The sequence below is a fragment of the Oceanicella sp. SM1341 genome (genome assembly GCF_003448965.1).
Lineage (GTDB): Bacteria > Pseudomonadota > Alphaproteobacteria > Rhodobacterales > Rhodobacteraceae > Paroceanicella.
Genome location: NZ_QRGC01000006.1, coordinates 14,298 through 30,253, shown reverse-complemented (window position 1 = coordinate 30,253; position 15,956 = coordinate 14,298). Strand labels below are relative to the sequence as shown.

The following is a 15,956-nucleotide window of genomic DNA, read 5'->3' as shown; positions in this document are numbered from 1 at the left end:
GGGCGGGCCCCGGTGGCGCTCCGGCGTGGCAAGCGTTCAGGCAGGTGGCGTTCAGGCAGGTGGCGTTCAGGCAGGCGGGGGTCTGGCATGGCGGCGGCGCGGGCGGTGCCCGCCGGGATCGGAAACGGGTGTCCGGCGCCTGCCCCGGCCGCGCGATGGCGGGCGGGGCAGGCCCGGGGCTGTCCTTGCATGGTAGGTGCAACCGCAGGCGCACACAACATGAACCCAAGCCGGAATTGGGCCGGATGCATGCAATCGGGCCGGGGAGCGGTCGCCCCGGCCGGCGGGTCAGGCCGTCGCGGCCCGGGCGGCGGCGCGCGGCCCTTCGCTGCGCAGGCGGGCAAGGGCGCGGGCGCAGGCCCGGGTCCAGCGCGGCTCCGTGCGCAGGTCCTCGGGCATCAGCCCGGGCAGAGCGGAGAGGGCCGCCACCATGGCCTCGGCCGATCCGTCGGCCGCGGCCGCCACGCAGGCGGCGATCTCGGCGGCGCGGGGGTCGTCGAGCGCATGGTCGCCGGCCACGGCGCGCTCGGCGAAATGCATCCATGCCGCCACGGCGAAGGCGAAGCTCTCCAGCGGCTGCCCGGCCCGCAGGGCTTCCAGCGCCGGCCAGGTGAGCCGCTGCGGCAGCTTCTGGGTGCCGTCCATCGCGATCTGCAGGGTGCGGTGGCGGATGGCGCGGTTGGAGAAACGCAGCGCCAGCGCATCGGCATAGGCGGCGTAATCCATGCCCGGCAGGGGGGCGAGCGTGGCGGCGGCGGCCGCCATGTGGGCGCGCACCATGGGGGCGAGCGCCGGGTCCTCCATCACGTCGAAGACATGCTCCAGCCCGGCCAACGCGCCGGCATAGGCGATGAGCGAATGGCTGCCGTTGAGCATGCGCAGCTTCATCTTCTCGAAGGGCGCCACGTCATCGGTGAAGATTACGCCCTCGGCCGCTTCCCAGGCCGGGCGGCCGGCGGCGAAACGGTCCTCGATCACCCATTGGGTGAAGGGCTCGGTCTCGATCGCCGCGGCATCCTCGAAGCCGGTGAGGGCGGCGGCATCGGCCAGCGTCGCCTCGGTGGCGGCGGGGGTGATGCGGTCGACCATGGTGGAGGGGAAGGGCACGTGCTCCGCGATCCACTCCGCGAGGCCGGGGTCGCGCAGGCGGGCGAAATCGAGCACCAGCCGCTCCAGCACATGGCCGTTGTCGGGGAGGTTGTCGCAGCACAGCGGGGTGAAGGGCGGCAGCCCCGCCGCCCGGCGCCGCGCCAGCCCCTCGACGAGGAAGCCCACCACGCCCGAGGGCGCCTCGGGGTGTGCGAGGTCATGGGCGATGGCGGGGTGCGCTAGGTCGAGCCCGCCGGTGGCGGCATCCCGCCCGTAGGCCTTCTCGGTGACCGTGAGGCTCACGATGCGGGTGCCGGGGTCCTCCAGCAGGGCGAGCACGGCGGCGGCATCGTCGCGCGCGGTCTTCACGCCGAGGATGCAGCCGATCACCCGGGCCGAGGTGCCCTCCGGCCCGCGCACCAGCAGGGTGTAGAGCCCGTTCTGCGGCGCCATGCGCTCTTCGGTATCGCGCGAGCGCAGGTTGACCCCGGTGATGCCCCAGTCGCCGCCGGCGGCGGCCAGCGCCTCCTCGGTGGCCACGGCCTGGTGGGCGCGGTGGAAGGCGCCGAGGCCGAAATGCACGATGCCGGGGCGCAGGGCGCCCCGGTCGTAGCCCGGCTGCCCGACCGTGTCGGGCAGGCCGGAGAGCGTGGTGAGCCGGGTCATGCGGCAGTGGCCTTCAGCGCCGCCATCACGCCGCGCAGCTCGGCAAGGCCCTTGAGGCGCCCGATGGCGGGGTAGCCGGGCTGCGAGCCGCGCTCGGCGTCGTTGAGGATGTCCTGGCCGTGGTCCGGGCGCATCGGGATCTCGGCATCCGCCCGGCCCTCGGCGCGGCGGCGGGCCTCTTCCTTCATGAGTGCTGCGACGAGGGCCACCATGTCGGTGTGCCCGGCGAGGTGGTCATCCTCGAAGAAGGAGCAGGGGGTCTCCTCGGTGTCGCGGCGCACGTTGCGCAGGTGCACGAAGTGGATCTTCGGGCCGAGGCGCTCGGCCATGCCGGGCAGGTCGTTGTCCGGCCGCGCGCCGAGCGAGCCGGAGCAGAGCGTGACGCCGTTGGCCGGGCTGTCCACCGCGTCGAGCACCGCGCGGTACTGCGCCTCGGTCGACATGATGCGCGGCAGGCCCAGCAGCGGGAAGGGGGGATCGTCCGGGTGGCAGCACAGGCGCATGCCCAGTTCCTCGGCCACCGGCACCACCTCGGAGAGGAAGTCGACGAAATGGCCGCGCAGCTGCTCCTCGGAGATGCCGTCATAGGTGGCGAGCTGGGCGCGCAGCTCCTCGAGCGACCAGCTCTCCATCGCGCCGGGCAGGCCGGCGGTGACGTTCTGCGCGATCTGCTTCTGCCGCGCCTCGGACATGCCGGCATAGCGGCGCGCGGCCTCCTCGACCACGGCTTCGGGGAAGCTCCCGGCAGCACCCTTGCGCTTGAGCACGTGGATGTCGAAGGCGGCGAAATCCGGCAAATCGAAGCGCATGGCCTTCGCGCCGTTCGCCACTTCCCAGGCGAGGTCGGTGCGGGTCCAGTCCAGCACGGGCATGAAATTGTAGCAGATGGTGCGCAGGCCGGCCTCGTGCAGGTGGCGCAGCGACTGCTTCCAGTTCTCCACATGGGTGCGCCAGTCACCCGTCTGGGTCTTGATCGATTCGGAGATCGGGATGCTCTCCACCACCTCCCAGTCGAGCCCGGTGGGGGCGGCCCCGGTGCCGCGCACCTCGGCCTGGCGCTTCGCGATCTCCTCCTTCGACCAGACCTCGCCGGTCCGGACGTGGTGCAGGGCGGTCACGATCCCCTCGACCCCGGCCTGGCGCGCGTCTCGCAGCGTCACCTTGTCGACCGGGCCGAACCACCGCCATGTCTGTCGCATTCTGGTCTCTCCTTGGATGCGGAAATCACTTGCCCCCGAGGGCGGCGCGCACGGCCTCCGCCCGGGGGATCGGCGCAACGGCGCCATAGCCCTGCGTGGCGAGCGCTGCCGCCGCCGCCGCGTAGGCCCCGGCCTCGGCCGGGGTGTCGCCGGCCAGCAGCCGGGCGGTGAAACTGCCGCCGAACGTGTCGCCCGCGCCGGTGGCGTCCACCGGGGTGCAGGGCGCCGGCGGGATGCGGTGGCGCGCCCCGGGCGTGGCGATCAGCGCGCCCTCGGCCCCGAGCTTCAGCGCCACCACCTTCGCGCCGAGGGCGAGGCAATGATCTGCCATCGCCTCCGGCCTCGGGTCTCCGAAGATCTTCTCCATGTCGTCGGAGCTGGGCAGGGCGATGTCGGTCATGGCGAGGGCGGCCTCGATCAGCGCCTTCGCGCGCGGCCGGCTCCACAGCCTGTCGCGCAGGTTGGTGTCGAAGGACACGAGGCGGCCGGCGGCGCGGGCCGTGGCCGCGGCCTCGAAACAGGCGTCGCAGGAGCTGCCGGAGATCGCCAGCGAGATGCCGGTGAAATGCAGCAGCTTCGCCGCGGCAATGGCCTCGCGCGGCAGGTCGGCCGGGCCGACGAGGCTGGCGGCGGAGCCGGCGCGCAGGAAGCTGAACACGTGGCCCGAGGGCCCGTGGTTGACGAAATACACCCCGGTGGGCGCCGTGGCGTGGCGGCTCACGTGGGTGTGGTCGATGCCCTCCGCGTCCCAGAGCGAGACGATGGCATCGCCGTGCTCGTCAGCCCCGAGGGCGGAGAGCACGCCGGCGCGCGCGCCCTGCCGCGCCGCGGCGATGGCGAAGTTCGACACGTCGCCGCCCACGTCGCGCAGGAAGGTGGGGGGGGTGTCCCCCGCACGGTTGTACTCGATCAGCGGCTCGCCGAGCACGAGGATGTCGGGGGCCCCGGACATGCTCATGCCAGCTCGAGCTGAACCTTCACGGCCTTCGAGCGGTCGCCCGCGGCGTCGAAGGCGGCCACGGCATCGGCCAGCGGGAAGGTGCCGGTGATGATCGGGCGCACGTCGATGCGCCGCTCGGCGATCATCTTCACCGCCAGCGGGTATTCGGCGTGGAAGCGCTGCGCGCCGGCCCACTCGATCTCCTTGGCCACCAGCATGGCGAGGGCGATGGTGGCGTCACCCCCGGTGCCCACCTGCACGAAGCGCGCCTGCGGCCGCAGCACGGGGAAGAGCGAGCGGATGGCGGGGGCCGCGGCCGAACAGTCGAAGGCCACGTCGAAATACCCCTTGCCGGCCTCGTATTCCTTCAGGCCGTCGGGGTTGGTGCGGGTGTTGACGGCGCGGGTGGCGCCCATGGCCTCGGCCACCTTCAGCGTGGCGTCCTGCAGGTCGGTCACCACGATCTCGGACGCGCCGCCGAACTTCGCCACCGCGACGCAGAGCGAGCCGATCGGCCCGGCGCCGGTGACGATGACGCGCTTGCCCTTCAGGTCGCCCGCGCGGTTTCCGGCGTGCAGGCACACGGCCAGCGGCTCGGCGCAGGCGCCCTCGCCGAAGCTCACCACGTCGCCCAGCGGCTCGCACTGGGTGGCGGCCACCACCATCATCTCGCGGAAGGCGCCCTGCGAATGCGGGAAGGGCATGGCCGAGCCGAAGAAGGTCATGTTGAGGCAATGCTGCTGCAGGCCCTGCAGGCAGTACTCGCACGCGTTGCAGGGGTGCGAGGGGTTCACCGCCACGCGGGTGCCGGGGGCGAGCCCCTCCACCCCGGGGCCGGTGGAGACCACCTCGCCGGACACCTCGTGCCCGAGCACCATCGGCTCGCGCACGCGGATCGCGCCGAAGCCGCCGTCCTGGTAGTAGTGCAGGTCGGAGCCGCAGATGCCGCCGGCGCGCATCTTCAGCAGCACCTGGCCGGGGCCGGGCTCGCCCAGTTCGAGCGTGTCGATGCGCAGGTCACGCGCGGCGTGGATACGGCAGACGCGGGTTTCGGAGGTCATGGTTTCAGTTCCCGTAAGCAAGGTTGGGCAGCCACAGCGACAGCGCCGGGATGTAGGAGACCAACAGAAGCACCAGAATGTTGCCGACAAGGAAAGGCCCGATGGCCCGGACCACCACGGCAAGCGGCAGGCGCGCGATGTTGGCGCAGACGAAGAGGCACACGCCCACCGGCGGCGTGGTGAGGCCGATCATCAGGTTCAGCACCGCGAAGGTGGCGAAGTGCACGGGGTCGATACCCACGCCGATGGCGACGGCCGAGAGCGGGCCGAACAGGATGATGAGCGCCGCGATCGTCTCCATGAACATGCCGACGAAGAGCAGCAGCACGTTGATGAGCAGGATCACCAGGATCGGGTTGTCGGTGGCGGTGAGCACGGCCTGCGCGATCATCTCGGGGATGCGCTCGGAGGCGAGGATCCAGCCGAAGATGTTGGCGAAGCCCACGAGGGCGAGGATGGCGGCGGAGCTCACCGCGCTGTCGATCACGATCTTCGGCACGTCGCGCAGCCGCACGCCACGGTAGATGAACGCCCCCACCACGAAGGCGTAGAGCGAGGCGATGATCGAGGTTTCCGTGGGGGTGGCGACGCCCGAGAGCAGGCCGCCGATGATCAGCGCCGTCATCGCGAGGGCCCAGAAGGACGAGAGGAAGGAGAGGCCCAGCTCGCGGAAGCCGGCCCATTCCTGGCGCGGGTAGTTGTTGCGCCGGGCGATGATGTAGCAGGTGATCATCATGCCGAGGCCGAGTAGCAGGCCGGGGATGGCGCCGGCGAGGAACATCCGCCCCACCGACACCCCGGTGAGCGAGCCCACGATGATCATCGGCACCGAGGGCGGGATGATCGGCCCCACGGTGGAGGAGGCGGCGGTGACCGCGGCGGAGAAGCCGCCCGGGTAGCCCGCCTTCTTCATGCCGGGGATCATCACGCCGCCGATGGAGGCCGCGTCGGCCACCGCGGTGCCGGAGATGCCGGCGAAGAGCATGGAGCCCGCGATGTTGGTGAGGCCGAGCCCGCCGCGGATCCAGCCCACGAGGGCGGAGGCGAAGCGGATGATGCGCTCGGTGATGCCGCCGCCGGCCATCAGGTTTCCGGCCAGGATGAAGCCCGGGATGCAGAGCAGCACGAACACGTCGATGCCCGCGTACATCTTCTGCGGCAGGATGACGAGCGGCATGCCGCGCACCAGGATGTAGGCCAGCGAGGACAGCCCCAGGCAGGCCGCCACCGGCACGCCGATCACGAGCCCGATGACGAAGACGGCGAAGAGAATGCTCACGTCCATTGGGTCAGTCTTCCAGTTCGGACATATCGGAGAAGGAGTCGCGCCCGGCGATGATCTCGAGCACGGCCAGCACGGCGAAGACGCAGAGCGACACGGCGAAGACCGGCATGGCGAGGTAGATCCAGTTCATGTGGATCCCGAGCGCCGGGGCGGTCTGCATCGCGCCCACGTTCATGAATTTCAGCGCCGGCATGAACATCAGCCCGGCCAGCACCGCAGTGAGTGCGGCCGAGATGCCGAGTGCCACGCGGCGCGCGTTCCGGGGCAGCATGGAGACCACGAGGTCGACGTTCACCAGGTCGCCGCTGCGCATGGAGAGGCCCACGCCGCAGGCGGCGAGGAACATCAGCGCCGCGCGGGAGAGCTCCTCCGTCCAGATCGGCGATCCGGGCAGGAAGGTGCGGGCGAAGACCTGCATGAGAACCGTCGCGATGAGCGCGACGAAGGCGATGCCGACCGCTGCGCGCGACAGGCCGACCAACAGGGAGATGAGGCGTTGCATTTGCGGTTGGCTTCCGGGGGTTGGTGCGGCGCGCCCCGGGGGGGCGCGCCGTGATGGGGCAGGATCAGTCGGCGAAGATCTTCTCGACCAGCGGCTTGATGTCGTCGGAGACGCCGTTGAGCACCGCGTCCTTGGCCGCGGCGGCGAAGGCCTCGGTGTCGACCTCGTTGAACTCCATTCCGGCGGCTTCCAGGTCGGCGCGCAGCTGCGTCTCGTCATCGAGGAACAGCGAGCGCTCGTATTCCTGGGCGATCTGGCCGGCCTCGAGCACCGCCTGCTGGTCTTCCTCCGACAGGCTCTGGAAGCGCTGCTCGGAGATCACGAGGTAGATCCAGCTGCGCACGTGCTCGGTGAGGTTCACGTAGCTCTGCACCTCGGCGAAGCTCGCGGTCTTGATCAGCGCCAGCGGGTTTTCCTGCGCGTCGATGGTGCCGTTCTGCAGCGAGGTGAACACCTCGGAGAAGGCCATCGGCGTGGGGTTTGCGCCGAGCGCCTTCCACACGGAGAGGAACAGCGGCACGTTGGGCACGCGCATCTTCAGCCCCTGCAGGTCGTCGGGCGAGGAGATCGGCCGGTTCGAGGTGAGGTTGCGCGGGCCGCGGGCGAAATAGGCGATCGGGCGCACCTGGGCCTTCTCGATGATCTCCTGCTCGACCTCGTCGCCGATCTCGCCGGAGGCCACCGCGTCCATGTCCTCGAGCGAGGTATAGGCGTAGGGCAGGGCGAGCAGGGCGGCCTTGGGCGCCCAGTTCTGCAGGCTCTCGCCGGTGATGGTCATGTCGACGGTGCCGAGCTGCATGCCGGCGATCAGGTCCATTTCCTTGCCCAGGGTCTCGTTGGGGAAGACCTCCACCGCGATGCGGCCCTCGGAGAGGCGGCTCACCTCCTCGGCGAATTTCATCGCGGCCTTGTGCCAGATGTTGTCCTCGTTGGCGAGGTGGCCGAGCTGCAGGGTGGTCTCCTGCGCCGGGGCCATGCCGGCCGTGCCGAGGCCGAAGGCGAGGGCCGAGGCCGCGAGCGCCGCTCTGGTGAAATGTTTCATGGGGTCTTCCTCCTTGCGTGTGATTCAGGCGCGTCAATGCGACCCCGTTCGATGGTGCCCTTCCGGCACCTGTTGCGAAGGGGGTCGTTCGGGAAAAGGCGGTCAGCCGGTGCCGGTGTCGTTCACGACCTCCGTCGCCGGTTCGAAGAGATCGGTATGGCTTTCGCGGATGCGCGGCAGCGTCTTGAGGATCTCGGTGAGGTGCACGCGCATCGCCGCCTCCGCCGCGTCGGGGTCTCCGGCCTCGGCGGCGTCGAGGATGGCGGTGTGCTGCGCGATCAGCACGCTGAAGGGCGTGGCGTCGCCGAAGCTGAGGTAGCGCACCCGGTCCATCTGGGCCTTGGTGGTCTCGATCACGGTCCAGGCGAAGGAATGCCCGGCGGCGCGGGCCAGCCCGGCGTGGAAGGCCTCGTCGAGCACCAGGAAGGAGGCGTTGTCCTGCTGGTGCACGTCCTTCTGCTGCTCCACGAGGGCGCGCAGCTCGGGCAGGGGCGCGGGGTCTGCGGCCAGGGCGCGGACGATGGCGATCTCCAGCGCCTCGCGCACGAAGCGGGTCTCGGTGACCGCCTGCTGGGAGATCTTCTGCACGAAGGTGCCGCGATGGGGCATCACCCGCACCAGGCCCGCGTCCTCCAGCCGGATGAACGCCTCGCGCACCGGCTGGCGGCTCACGTCGTAGCGGCGCGCCACCTCGGCCTCCGACAGGGCCTGCCCCGGGCGCAGACGCGCCTGGATGATGTCGGCGCGCAGCTGCCGGTAGAGCGTGGTGCCGATCGAGGCGGCGGGGGTGAAGCTCAGCGGGCTGGTCATGACTCGGTTTTCGTTCCTCCGGTATGGTACCATACTACCATACTGCAAAAAATCAAGCCTGCGGGCGTGTGGCCGCGACCGTCACTTCGCTGATGACAGCGGCGGCGCGGAATGGGTAAGCAGGCTCCGGAGTTTCTGGACGGTGCGTTCCGGAGCGCCCGTCGGGCGCCCGGGGCCCCGCGCCGGGCGCACTGCATCAGGGGCCGGGGGCCCGGCGCCGGCCCGCGCCGCGGCTCCCGGAAAGGCACAGGAAAAGGAGACTGCAATGACCACCGACATCGGCCAGTACATCAACGGCGCCCGGGTGCCCGGCACCACCGACCGCTTCCAGGACGTGACCTGCCCGGCCACCGGCGAGGTGACCGGCCGCGTGGCGCTCGGCTCGGCGGCGGATGTGGATGCGGCGGTTTCGGCGGCGAAGGCGGCCTTCCCCGACTGGGCCGACACGCCGCCCCTGCGCCGCGCGCGGATCATGAACCGCTTCCTCGCCCTGCTCAACGAGCGCAAGGAGGACCTGGCCCGGGCGATCACCAACGAGCATGGCAAGGTGTTCACCGATGCCTGCGGCGAGGTGGAGCGCGGCATCGACATCGTCGAGTTCGCCTGCGGCATCCCGCAGCTGCTGAAGGGCGACTACACCGAGCAGGTCTCGCGCGGGATGGACAACTGGACCCTGCGCCAGCCCATCGGGGTGTGCGCCGGCATCACGCCGTTCAACTTCCCGGCCATGGTGCCGATGTGGATGTTCCCGGTGGCCATCGCCTGCGGCAACACCTTCGTGCTCAAACCCTCGCCGACCGACCCCTCCGCCTCGCTGATGATCGCCGATCTGATGAAGGAAGCCGGCTTCCCCGACGGCGTGTTCAACGTGGTGCAGGGCGACAAGGCGGCGGTGGACGCGCTGCTGGCGCACCCGGACGTGAAGGCGGTCTCCTTCGTGGGCTCCACCCCGATCGCCAACTACATCTACGAGACCGGCGCGCGCAACGGCAAGCGGGTGCAGGCGCTCGGCGGGGCGAAGAACCACATGCTGGTGATGCCCGATGCCGACATGGACAAGGCGGTGGACGCGCTGGTGGGCGCGGCCTTCGGCTCGGCCGGCGAGCGCTGCATGGCGATCTCGGTGGCGCTGCTGGTGGGCGACGCGGCCGAGCAGGTCATCCCCAAGCTGGTGGAGCGGGCGAAGGCGCTGGTGATCAAGAACGGGCTGGAGCTCGACGCCGAGATGGGCCCGATCGTGACGAAAGCCGCGCTGGAGCGCATCACCGGCTACATCGAGAAGGGCGTGGCCGAGGGCGCCGACCTGCTGGTCGACGGCCGTGGCAACAGCGTGGAGGGCCACGAGGGCGGCTTCTGGCTCGGCGGCACGCTGTTCGACAACGTGACCCCGGAGATGACCATCTACCTCGAGGAGATCTTCGGCCCGGTGCTGTCCTGCGTGCGGGTGAAGGATTTCGCCGAGGGGCTGCAGCTGATCAACGACCACGAGTTCGGCAACGGCGTGAGCGTGTTCACCCGTGACGGCAACGTGGCGCGCGAGTTCGGCCGGCGGGTCGAGGTGGGCATGGTGGGCGTGAACGTGCCGATCCCGGTGCCGATGGCCTGGCACGGGTTCGGCGGCTGGAAGCGCTCGCTCTTCGGCGACATGCATGCCTATGGCGAGGAGGGCGTGCGCTTCTACACCAAGCAGAAGTCGATCATGCAGCGCTGGCCGGAAAGCATCGAGAAGGGCGCCGAGTTCACCATGCCGGTGTCGAAGTAACCAGCCCAGGTGGGGCCCGCGCCGCGCGGGCCCCGCCGGGCGATGCCCGGTTGCGTCCCGCCCGGGCGGCGCCTGCCTCGGAGGGGGCAGGCCCCCGCCTCGGCAGGCGCGTCGGGCCCCTTGCGGGCCCTCCCCGCGCCCCGCGCAACCGGCCGCGCCCCTGCGGCCAGCGCCGAGAGGGGGCTCGATGCCCCCCGAGGCGCTCCCCACGAGCGGTGCCTCCGGCGCCGGTGCGCCGCGGTTGACAGGCAGCGCCCGCGCCGCGATGCTGCGCCCTCATCCCACAGACAGAGGCCCGGACGCGCGCTGCGCGTGCCGTTTCGCATGTCTGTGCGCCCGGGCCTTCCCCTTTCGACAGGAGACAGGATCATGGCGCGATGGCAGCAGTTTCACGTGATCACCGGCGGCCCGGGGGCCGGGAAGTCGACCCTGGTCGCGGCGCTGGCGGCGCGCGGGCTCACCTGCATGCCCGAGGGCGGGCGGGCGATCATCCGCGCGCAGCGGGCCATCGGCGGACAGGCCCGGCCGGAGGTCGACCGCGCGGCATTCGCCGAGGCGATGCTGGGCTGGGAGCTGCGCTCGCACGCGGAGGCGGCGGAGCGGCGCGGCCCGGTGGTCTTCGACCGTGGGCTGGCCGATGTCGCGGGGTATCTCGCGCTCTGCGGGCTGCCGGTGCCGGGACACCTGGAGCGGGCCTGCGAGGGGCTGCGCTATGCGCCGGCCGTCTTCCTCGCCCCGCCCTGGCGGAAGATCTACGCGGGCGACGGCGAGCGGGCGCAGGGCTGGGAGGAGGCCTGCGCCACTCATGACGCGGTGGCCACGGCCTGGGCCGGCTTCGGCTACACGCTGGTGGAGTTGCCGCGGGGGCCGGTGGCGGAGCGTGTGGCCTTCGTGCTGGAGCGGATCGGCCGTGCCCCGGCTCAGCCGATCATGCCGAGCGCGGGGAAGGTCTCCAGCAGCCAGTAGGAGAAGCGGGAGAAACTGTCCGTCACCATCATCGCGCCGACGAAAACCAGCATGCCGCCCATCACCTTCTCCACCGTGCCCATGTGGCTGCGGAAGCGGCGCATGAAGCGGGTGAACGGGCCGATGAACAGCGCGGCTAGGATGAAGGGCACGCCGAGCCCGATGGCGTAGGTGCCCAGCAGCACAACCGCCTGGTCAGAGGCGCCCTGGGCGGCGAGGCTGAGGATGGTGCCGAGGATGGGGCCGATGCACGGCGTCCAGCCGAAGGCGAAGGCGAGGCCGAGCACGAAGGCACCCAGCGGCCCGCCGGCGGCGCGGCCGGCATCGAACCGCGCCTCGCGGTAGAGCAGCGAGATGCGGAACACCCCGAGGAAATGCAGGCCGAAGACGATCACCACCACGCCGGCGATGCGCGAGAACCAGATCTGGTTCTGCAGGAAGGCCTGGCCGAGCGAGGAGGCCACCGCGCCGAGCAGCACGAAGACGGTGGAGAGGCCGAGCACGAAGAACAGCGCCGCGGTGACCACGCGGCGGCGGTCGGGCGCGCCGTCATCGGTGATGCGGTCGAGCGAGGTGCCGGCCATGAAGGCGAGGTAGGGCGGCACGATGGGCAGCACGCAGGGGGTGAGGAAGCTCACGATCCCCGCCACGAGGGCGATGGCGAGCTTGATGCCCGCCGAGGCCTCGATGAAGTCTATCCCGAACATGCGTCGCCCCCTTCCCGTGTCACCGGGTGATAGCGCGGGCGGAAGCGCGAGTCACCCGCCGGGGGCGTCACGTTTGCGTAGGGGCGATGCGCCGTGTCCCGGCCGCCACGTGACCCGGCGGAGCCTGCGGCATTCCCCTCGAGCCGGCGCCCGCCCTGCGGGCCGGCCCCGGCGCGGCGCTGCGCGCGGGAAGACCCCCCGAGGTGGGGCGCCTGCGGCCGGGATTTCGTCCGTGCGCGGGCGGACGGCGGCCGAGGCGGCCAGCCGCGTGCCCGGGCCGGCCATCGCGGCAGAGCGGTGGAGGCACTTGCCGGGCATGAACGGGCAGGTGGGGCGCCGGCAGCCCGCCAGGGCCTTCCGGGCCGGTGCTGGCGGTCAGTGCGGGCTCTCCTGCCCTGCAAGCTGCGGCCGCGTGCGCGATGGAGAGGCGGTCGGGCAGCGGAAGGCGCGGGGGGTGGCGACCGGGCAAGCGTCGGGAGGGGTGGTGGCCGAGGCGGTGTCGGCACGCCACCGCCTCGGCGCCGCGTTCGGGGCAGGCCGCGCGATGGTTGCAGGTCGAGGCCCGGAGAGGGACGGCTCTCCGCCCCCCCCGAGCGGCCGCGCGCGCTCCCGCCTGCCCTTGCCGCGCGAAGCCGGTGGACAGGCGCGCGGCCTCGGGCTAGGCCTTTGCGCATGGACGATGTCACCGAACTCGACGCCCGGGGCCTGCTCTGCCCGCTGCCGGTGCTCAAGGCGCGCAAGCGGTTGCAACCGCTGGCGCCCGGGGCGCTGCTCGCCATGCTGGCGGACGATCCGGCGGCGGTGATCGACGTGCCGCATTTCTGCGCCGAACAGGGCCATGAACTGGTGGAGATGACCGGGGAGGGGCCGGAGCGGCGCTTCCTGATCCGCAAGGGCGGCTGAGTTCTTGCGGGCCGCCCGCCCCGCCGGTATGAACGGGCCGGAAACCACGGAGCCTCCGATGACCGAGCTTGCCTATCGCGACCCCGAACCGAAGATCCTCCACGGCGCCAAGGGCGACTGGGAGATCGTGATCGGCATGGAGGTCCATGCGCAGGTGCGCTCGAACGCGAAGCTCTTCTCCGGCGCCTCCACCGGCTTCGGCGCCGAGCCCAACACCCATGTGAGCCTGATCGACGCGGCCATGCCCGGCATGCTGCCCGTCATCAACGAGTTCTGCGTGGAGCAGGCGGTGCGCACCGGCCTCGGGCTGAAGGCGCAGATCAACCTGTTCAGCCAGTTCGACCGCAAGAACTACTTCTACCCCGACCTGCCGCAGGGCTACCAGATCTCGCAGCTCTACCACCCGATCGTGGGCGAGGGCGAGGTGCTGGTCGACATGGAGCCCGGCGTGGCGCGGCGCGTGCGCATCGAACGTATCCACCTCGAGCAGGACGCCGGCAAGTCGATCCACGACATGGACCCGGAGAACTCCTACGTCGACCTCAACCGCACCGGGGTGGCGCTGATGGAGATCGTCTCGCGGCCCGACATCCGCGGGCCGGAGGAGGCGGCGGAATACGTGCGCAAGCTGCGCCAGATCCTGCGCTACCTCGGCACCTGCGACGGCAACATGCAGGAAGGCTCCCTGCGCGCCGACGTGAACGTGTCGGTCTGCCAGCCCGGCGCCTACGAGAAATACCGCGAGAGCGGAGATTTCTCGCATCTCGGCACGCGCTGCGAGATCAAGAACATGAACTCGATGCGCTTCATCCAGCAGGCGATCGACTACGAGGCCCGCCGGCAGATCGCCATCATCGAGGACGGCGGTTCGGTCGACCAGGAGACCCGGCTCTACGACCCCAACAAGGGCGAGACCCGCTCCATGCGCTCGAAGGAAGAGGCGCATGACTATCGCTACTTCCCCGACCCCGACCTGCTGCCGCTCACCTTCGAGCAGGCCTGGGTGGACGGTATCGCCGCCACGCTGCCGGAGCTGCCGGACGAGAAGAAGGCGCGCTTCGTGCTCGATTTCGGCGTGACCGAATACGATGCCGGCGTGCTGACCGCCGACACGGTGAACGCCGCCTTCTTCGAGGAGGTGGCGCAGGGGCGCGACGGCAAGCAGGCGGCGAACTGGGTGATCAACGAGCTGTTCGGCCGGCTGAACAAGGAGGGGATGGCGGTGTCGGCCTCGCCGGTTTCGGCGGCGCAGCTCGGCGCGATCATCGACCTGATCGCGGCCGGCGACATCTCCGGCAAGATCGCCAAGGACCTGTTCGAGATCGTCTGGGCCGAGGGCGGCGACCCGCGCGCCATCGTCGAGGACCGCGGCATGAAGCAGGTCACCGATACCGGCGCCATCGAGGCGGCGGTGGTCGATGTGATCGCGGCCAACCCGGACAAGGCCGAGCAGGCGAAGGCCAAGCCCTCGATGGCCGGCTGGTTCGTCGGCCAGGTGATGAAGGCCACCGGCGGCAAGGCGAACCCGCAGGCGGTGAACGCCCTCGTGCGCGAGAAGCTCGGGATCGAGTGATCCCGCCGGCGCTCAGTTCGGATGCAGTGCCGCGCTGAGCCAGCTGCCGCCGGCGCGCAGGGCGCCGGTCTCCTCGCAGCGCAGGAGATCGCGTGTCTTTGCCGCGTCCGGCCGGTCGTCGAGACACAGCGCGTCCTGGCGCGAGTCCCCCAACATGATGGCGCCCTGCCGGTCGCTTCGCGGCGTGTCGGTGCGGGCGCGCAGCAGGCCGATGGTCGCGAGGTCGAAATGGCCGGTGGGCAGCAGGCCGTTCGCGCCCTGCCAGCCGCGCAGGGCGCGCCGGGTTTCGGGGCCGAACAGCCCGTCGGCCACCAGCGCCGCGCCGGTGGCGCGCGCGAGCCGGCGCTGCAGCTCGACCCGGGTGCGGTGCGAGCGGGTGAGCCCGGCCTCCACCGTGAGCTGGTCGAGCGGCCAGAGGCCCGGCGGCAGGCGGGTGGCGTCCTCGAGCAGAAGCGGGTCGATGCGGTCGGCCCGGGCGGTGGCATGGTGGAGCCGCGTGGCGAGCATCTGGCGCAGCACCGGCTCGGAGGGCGAGGGGGCCAGGGCCACGTCGACCACGGCTTCCGTCACCTCGGGCGCCGGCGCCGGCAGCGGTTCGCGCAGCGCGGCGGCGAGGGCGATGACCCCCGCGCAGGCGGCCACGATGCCCGGAAGGCGCCGCGCCGGCGCCCGTGGGCGGCCTGTTCCGGCGCCGACGCCCGCCGCGCCGGGGAAAGCTGGCGCGGCTTCCGCGGCGGCGGGCTCGCCATCGGCGGCGGCCGCCCCGGTCTCGCCGGTTTCCGTCTCCTCCGGCGCCGAGGCAGGTGCCGCACCGGCCGGCACGGCGGTTTTCTGCGCATCGGGTGCGGGAGGGGGAGAGACCACCGAGGGGCGGGACTGGTCGCGCATGGCCTCGGCGAGGTCGCGCATCTGGGCGAGCATGGAGCGGGTGCCGGGGGGCAGCAGGCTGCCGTTCTCCAGCAGGTGGCTGTCTGCCAGCCAGGCGATGTTGCTCCAGGCGAGGTAGTCCCGCGCGCCGTCGCCCTCGCGCGCCAGGTCGGGAAGACTGCCGGCGGGCATCAGCGCCGCGCTCTGTTCTCCCTCCGCCTGTTCCGCGAGCAGGGCGGCGAGCGTGTCGGCGAGGGGCGCGGGCATCTCCTCCGCCACGGCGCCCTCCTCCGCCGCGGCGCGGGGGGCGAGGGCGAGCGGATGCATGCGGCCGGCGGAGGCGGCTTCCCGTTCCTCCGCCGAGCGCCCCGGGCCGTTGCCCTGCCCGGCGGCGGGCGGGGCGGTGGCGTCGCGCCCGCCGGGCACGATGCGCGGCGGCTCGCGGGCGGGCTGCGGAGCGAGGTGCAGGAGCGCCTCCCGTTCGGGAGAGCCGCGCCCCGGCACGGTCTTGCTCCGGTGAAGACTTGTCGAATTCGGCATGACCACGAACCAGCTTTGTTGCCCGGCGATGTTCTGCAGGCCCG

Annotated in this window: 14 protein-coding genes; 4 read left to right on the top strand and 10 right to left on the bottom strand. The window is 71.5% G+C overall.

The genetic code is table 11. From position 1 onward, the window contains the following. Positions 1–288: 288 nt before the first annotated feature. The 8 genes from D3P35_RS07695 to D3P35_RS07660 all read right to left on the bottom strand — a co-directional run bounded on the left by D3P35_RS07695 (position 289) and on the right by D3P35_RS07660 (position 8,594). Positions 289–1,755 (bottom strand): mannitol dehydrogenase family protein, encoded by a 1,467-nt coding sequence (locus D3P35_RS07695; RefSeq protein WP_118134131.1) that lies wholly within the window; start codon positions 1,753–1,755, stop codon positions 289–291. Beyond that, the gene (gene uxuA, locus D3P35_RS07690; protein ID WP_118134130.1) at positions 1,752–2,954 is read right to left on the bottom strand and encodes a mannonate dehydratase; all 1,203 of its coding nucleotides are present in this window, start codon (positions 2,952–2,954) and stop codon (positions 1,752–1,754) included. Before uxuA ends, D3P35_RS07695 begins: the two co-directional genes overlap by 4 nt. Positions 2,955–2,979: 25 nt before the next feature. Continuing rightward, entirely contained in the window at positions 2,980–3,912 is a 933-nt protein-coding gene (locus tag D3P35_RS07685; RefSeq protein WP_118134129.1) for a sugar kinase, read from the bottom strand. Continuing rightward, on the bottom strand, positions 3,909–4,955 hold the full coding sequence (locus D3P35_RS07680; protein WP_118134128.1) for an L-idonate 5-dehydrogenase: 1,047 nt from the start codon (positions 4,953–4,955) through the stop codon (positions 3,909–3,911). Before D3P35_RS07680 ends, D3P35_RS07685 begins: the two co-directional genes overlap by 4 nt. A 4-nt stretch (positions 4,956–4,959) precedes the next feature. Next, positions 4,960–6,240, bottom strand: coding sequence for a TRAP transporter large permease (locus D3P35_RS07675; RefSeq protein WP_118134127.1), 1,281 nt, complete (start codon positions 6,238–6,240; stop codon positions 4,960–4,962). A 4-nt stretch (positions 6,241–6,244) separates the two neighbouring features. Then, a complete protein-coding gene (locus D3P35_RS07670; protein ID WP_118134126.1) occupies positions 6,245–6,742 on the bottom strand; it encodes a TRAP transporter small permease in 498 nt (165 codons plus the stop codon). A 64-nt stretch (positions 6,743–6,806) separates the two neighbouring features. Next, a complete protein-coding gene (locus D3P35_RS07665) occupies positions 6,807–7,718 on the bottom strand; it encodes a TRAP transporter substrate-binding protein (protein WP_232830430.1) in 912 nt (303 codons plus the stop codon). A gap of 168 nt (positions 7,719–7,886) precedes the next feature. After that, on the bottom strand, positions 7,887–8,594 hold the full coding sequence (locus D3P35_RS07660) for a GntR family transcriptional regulator (RefSeq protein ID WP_118134124.1): 708 nt from the start codon (positions 8,592–8,594) through the stop codon (positions 7,887–7,889). Between the two features lie 265 nt (positions 8,595–8,859). Between D3P35_RS07660 and D3P35_RS07655 the strand changes: the two genes are divergently transcribed. After that, positions 8,860–10,356: a CoA-acylating methylmalonate-semialdehyde dehydrogenase gene (locus D3P35_RS07655; protein WP_118134123.1), complete on the top strand. Its 1,497-nt coding sequence runs from the start codon at positions 8,860–8,862 to the stop codon at positions 10,354–10,356. A gap of 369 nt (positions 10,357–10,725) precedes the next feature. Next, positions 10,726–11,322 (top strand): AAA family ATPase, encoded by a 597-nt coding sequence (locus D3P35_RS07650; protein ID WP_118134122.1) that lies wholly within the window; start codon positions 10,726–10,728, stop codon positions 11,320–11,322. Here the strand turns inward: D3P35_RS07650 and D3P35_RS07645 are convergent. Further along, complete coding sequence (locus D3P35_RS07645; protein ID WP_118134121.1) at positions 11,277–12,029, bottom strand: cytochrome c biogenesis CcdA family protein; 753 nt, start codon at positions 12,027–12,029, stop codon at positions 11,277–11,279. The genes D3P35_RS07650 and D3P35_RS07645 overlap by 46 nt on opposite strands. A 672-nt stretch (positions 12,030–12,701) precedes the next feature. On the opposite strand from D3P35_RS07645, the gene D3P35_RS07640 reads away from it, so the two are divergent. After that, a complete protein-coding gene (locus D3P35_RS07640; protein ID WP_118134120.1) occupies positions 12,702–12,932 on the top strand; it encodes a sulfurtransferase TusA family protein in 231 nt (76 codons plus the stop codon). A gap of 58 nt (positions 12,933–12,990) precedes the next feature. Further along, the gene (gene gatB, locus D3P35_RS07635; RefSeq protein WP_118134119.1) at positions 12,991–14,505 is read left to right on the top strand and encodes an Asp-tRNA(Asn)/Glu-tRNA(Gln) amidotransferase subunit GatB; all 1,515 of its coding nucleotides are present in this window, start codon (positions 12,991–12,993) and stop codon (positions 14,503–14,505) included. A 12-nt stretch (positions 14,506–14,517) separates the two neighbouring features. On the opposite strand, the gene D3P35_RS07630 is transcribed toward gatB, so the two are convergent. Next, positions 14,518–15,912 carry a peptidoglycan-binding protein gene (locus tag D3P35_RS07630; RefSeq protein WP_157982065.1) on the bottom strand — a complete coding sequence of 465 codons (1,395 nt, stop codon included), beginning with the start codon at positions 15,910–15,912 and terminating at the stop codon, positions 14,518–14,520. Between the last annotated feature and the right edge of the window lie 44 nt (positions 15,913–15,956).

Bases quoted from the DNA above. Each gene is read 5' to 3' on its own strand.
- D3P35_RS07695 (WP_118134131.1), bottom strand. From the start codon at position 1,755: ATGACCCGGCTCACCACGCTCTCCGGCCTGCCCGACACGGTCGGGCAG.
- uxuA (WP_118134130.1), bottom strand. From the start codon at position 2,954: ATGCGACAGACATGGCGGTGGTTCGGCCCGGTCGACAAGGTGACGCTG.
- D3P35_RS07685 (WP_118134129.1), bottom strand. From the start codon at position 3,912: ATGAGCATGTCCGGGGCCCCCGACATCCTCGTGCTCGGCGAGCCGCTG.
- D3P35_RS07680 (WP_118134128.1), bottom strand. From the start codon at position 4,955: ATGACCTCCGAAACCCGCGTCTGCCGTATCCACGCCGCGCGTGACCTG.
- D3P35_RS07675 (WP_118134127.1), bottom strand. From the start codon at position 6,240: ATGGACGTGAGCATTCTCTTCGCCGTCTTCGTCATCGGGCTCGTGATC.
- D3P35_RS07670 (WP_118134126.1), bottom strand. From the start codon at position 6,742: ATGCAACGCCTCATCTCCCTGTTGGTCGGCCTGTCGCGCGCAGCGGTC.
- D3P35_RS07665 (WP_232830430.1), bottom strand. From the start codon at position 7,718: ATGGCCCCGGCGCAGGAGACCACCCTGCAGCTCGGCCACCTCGCCAAC.
- D3P35_RS07660 (WP_118134124.1), bottom strand. From the start codon at position 8,594: ATGACCAGCCCGCTGAGCTTCACCCCCGCCGCCTCGATCGGCACCACG.
- D3P35_RS07655 (WP_118134123.1), top strand. From the start codon at position 8,860: ATGACCACCGACATCGGCCAGTACATCAACGGCGCCCGGGTGCCCGGC.
- D3P35_RS07650 (WP_118134122.1), top strand. From the start codon at position 10,726: ATGGCGCGATGGCAGCAGTTTCACGTGATCACCGGCGGCCCGGGGGCC.
- D3P35_RS07645 (WP_118134121.1), bottom strand. From the start codon at position 12,029: ATGTTCGGGATAGACTTCATCGAGGCCTCGGCGGGCATCAAGCTCGCC.
- D3P35_RS07640 (WP_118134120.1), top strand. From the start codon at position 12,702: ATGGACGATGTCACCGAACTCGACGCCCGGGGCCTGCTCTGCCCGCTG.
- gatB (WP_118134119.1), top strand. From the start codon at position 12,991: ATGACCGAGCTTGCCTATCGCGACCCCGAACCGAAGATCCTCCACGGC.
- D3P35_RS07630 (WP_157982065.1), bottom strand. From the start codon at position 15,912: ATGCCGAATTCGACAAGTCTTCACCGGAGCAAGACCGTGCCGGGGCGC.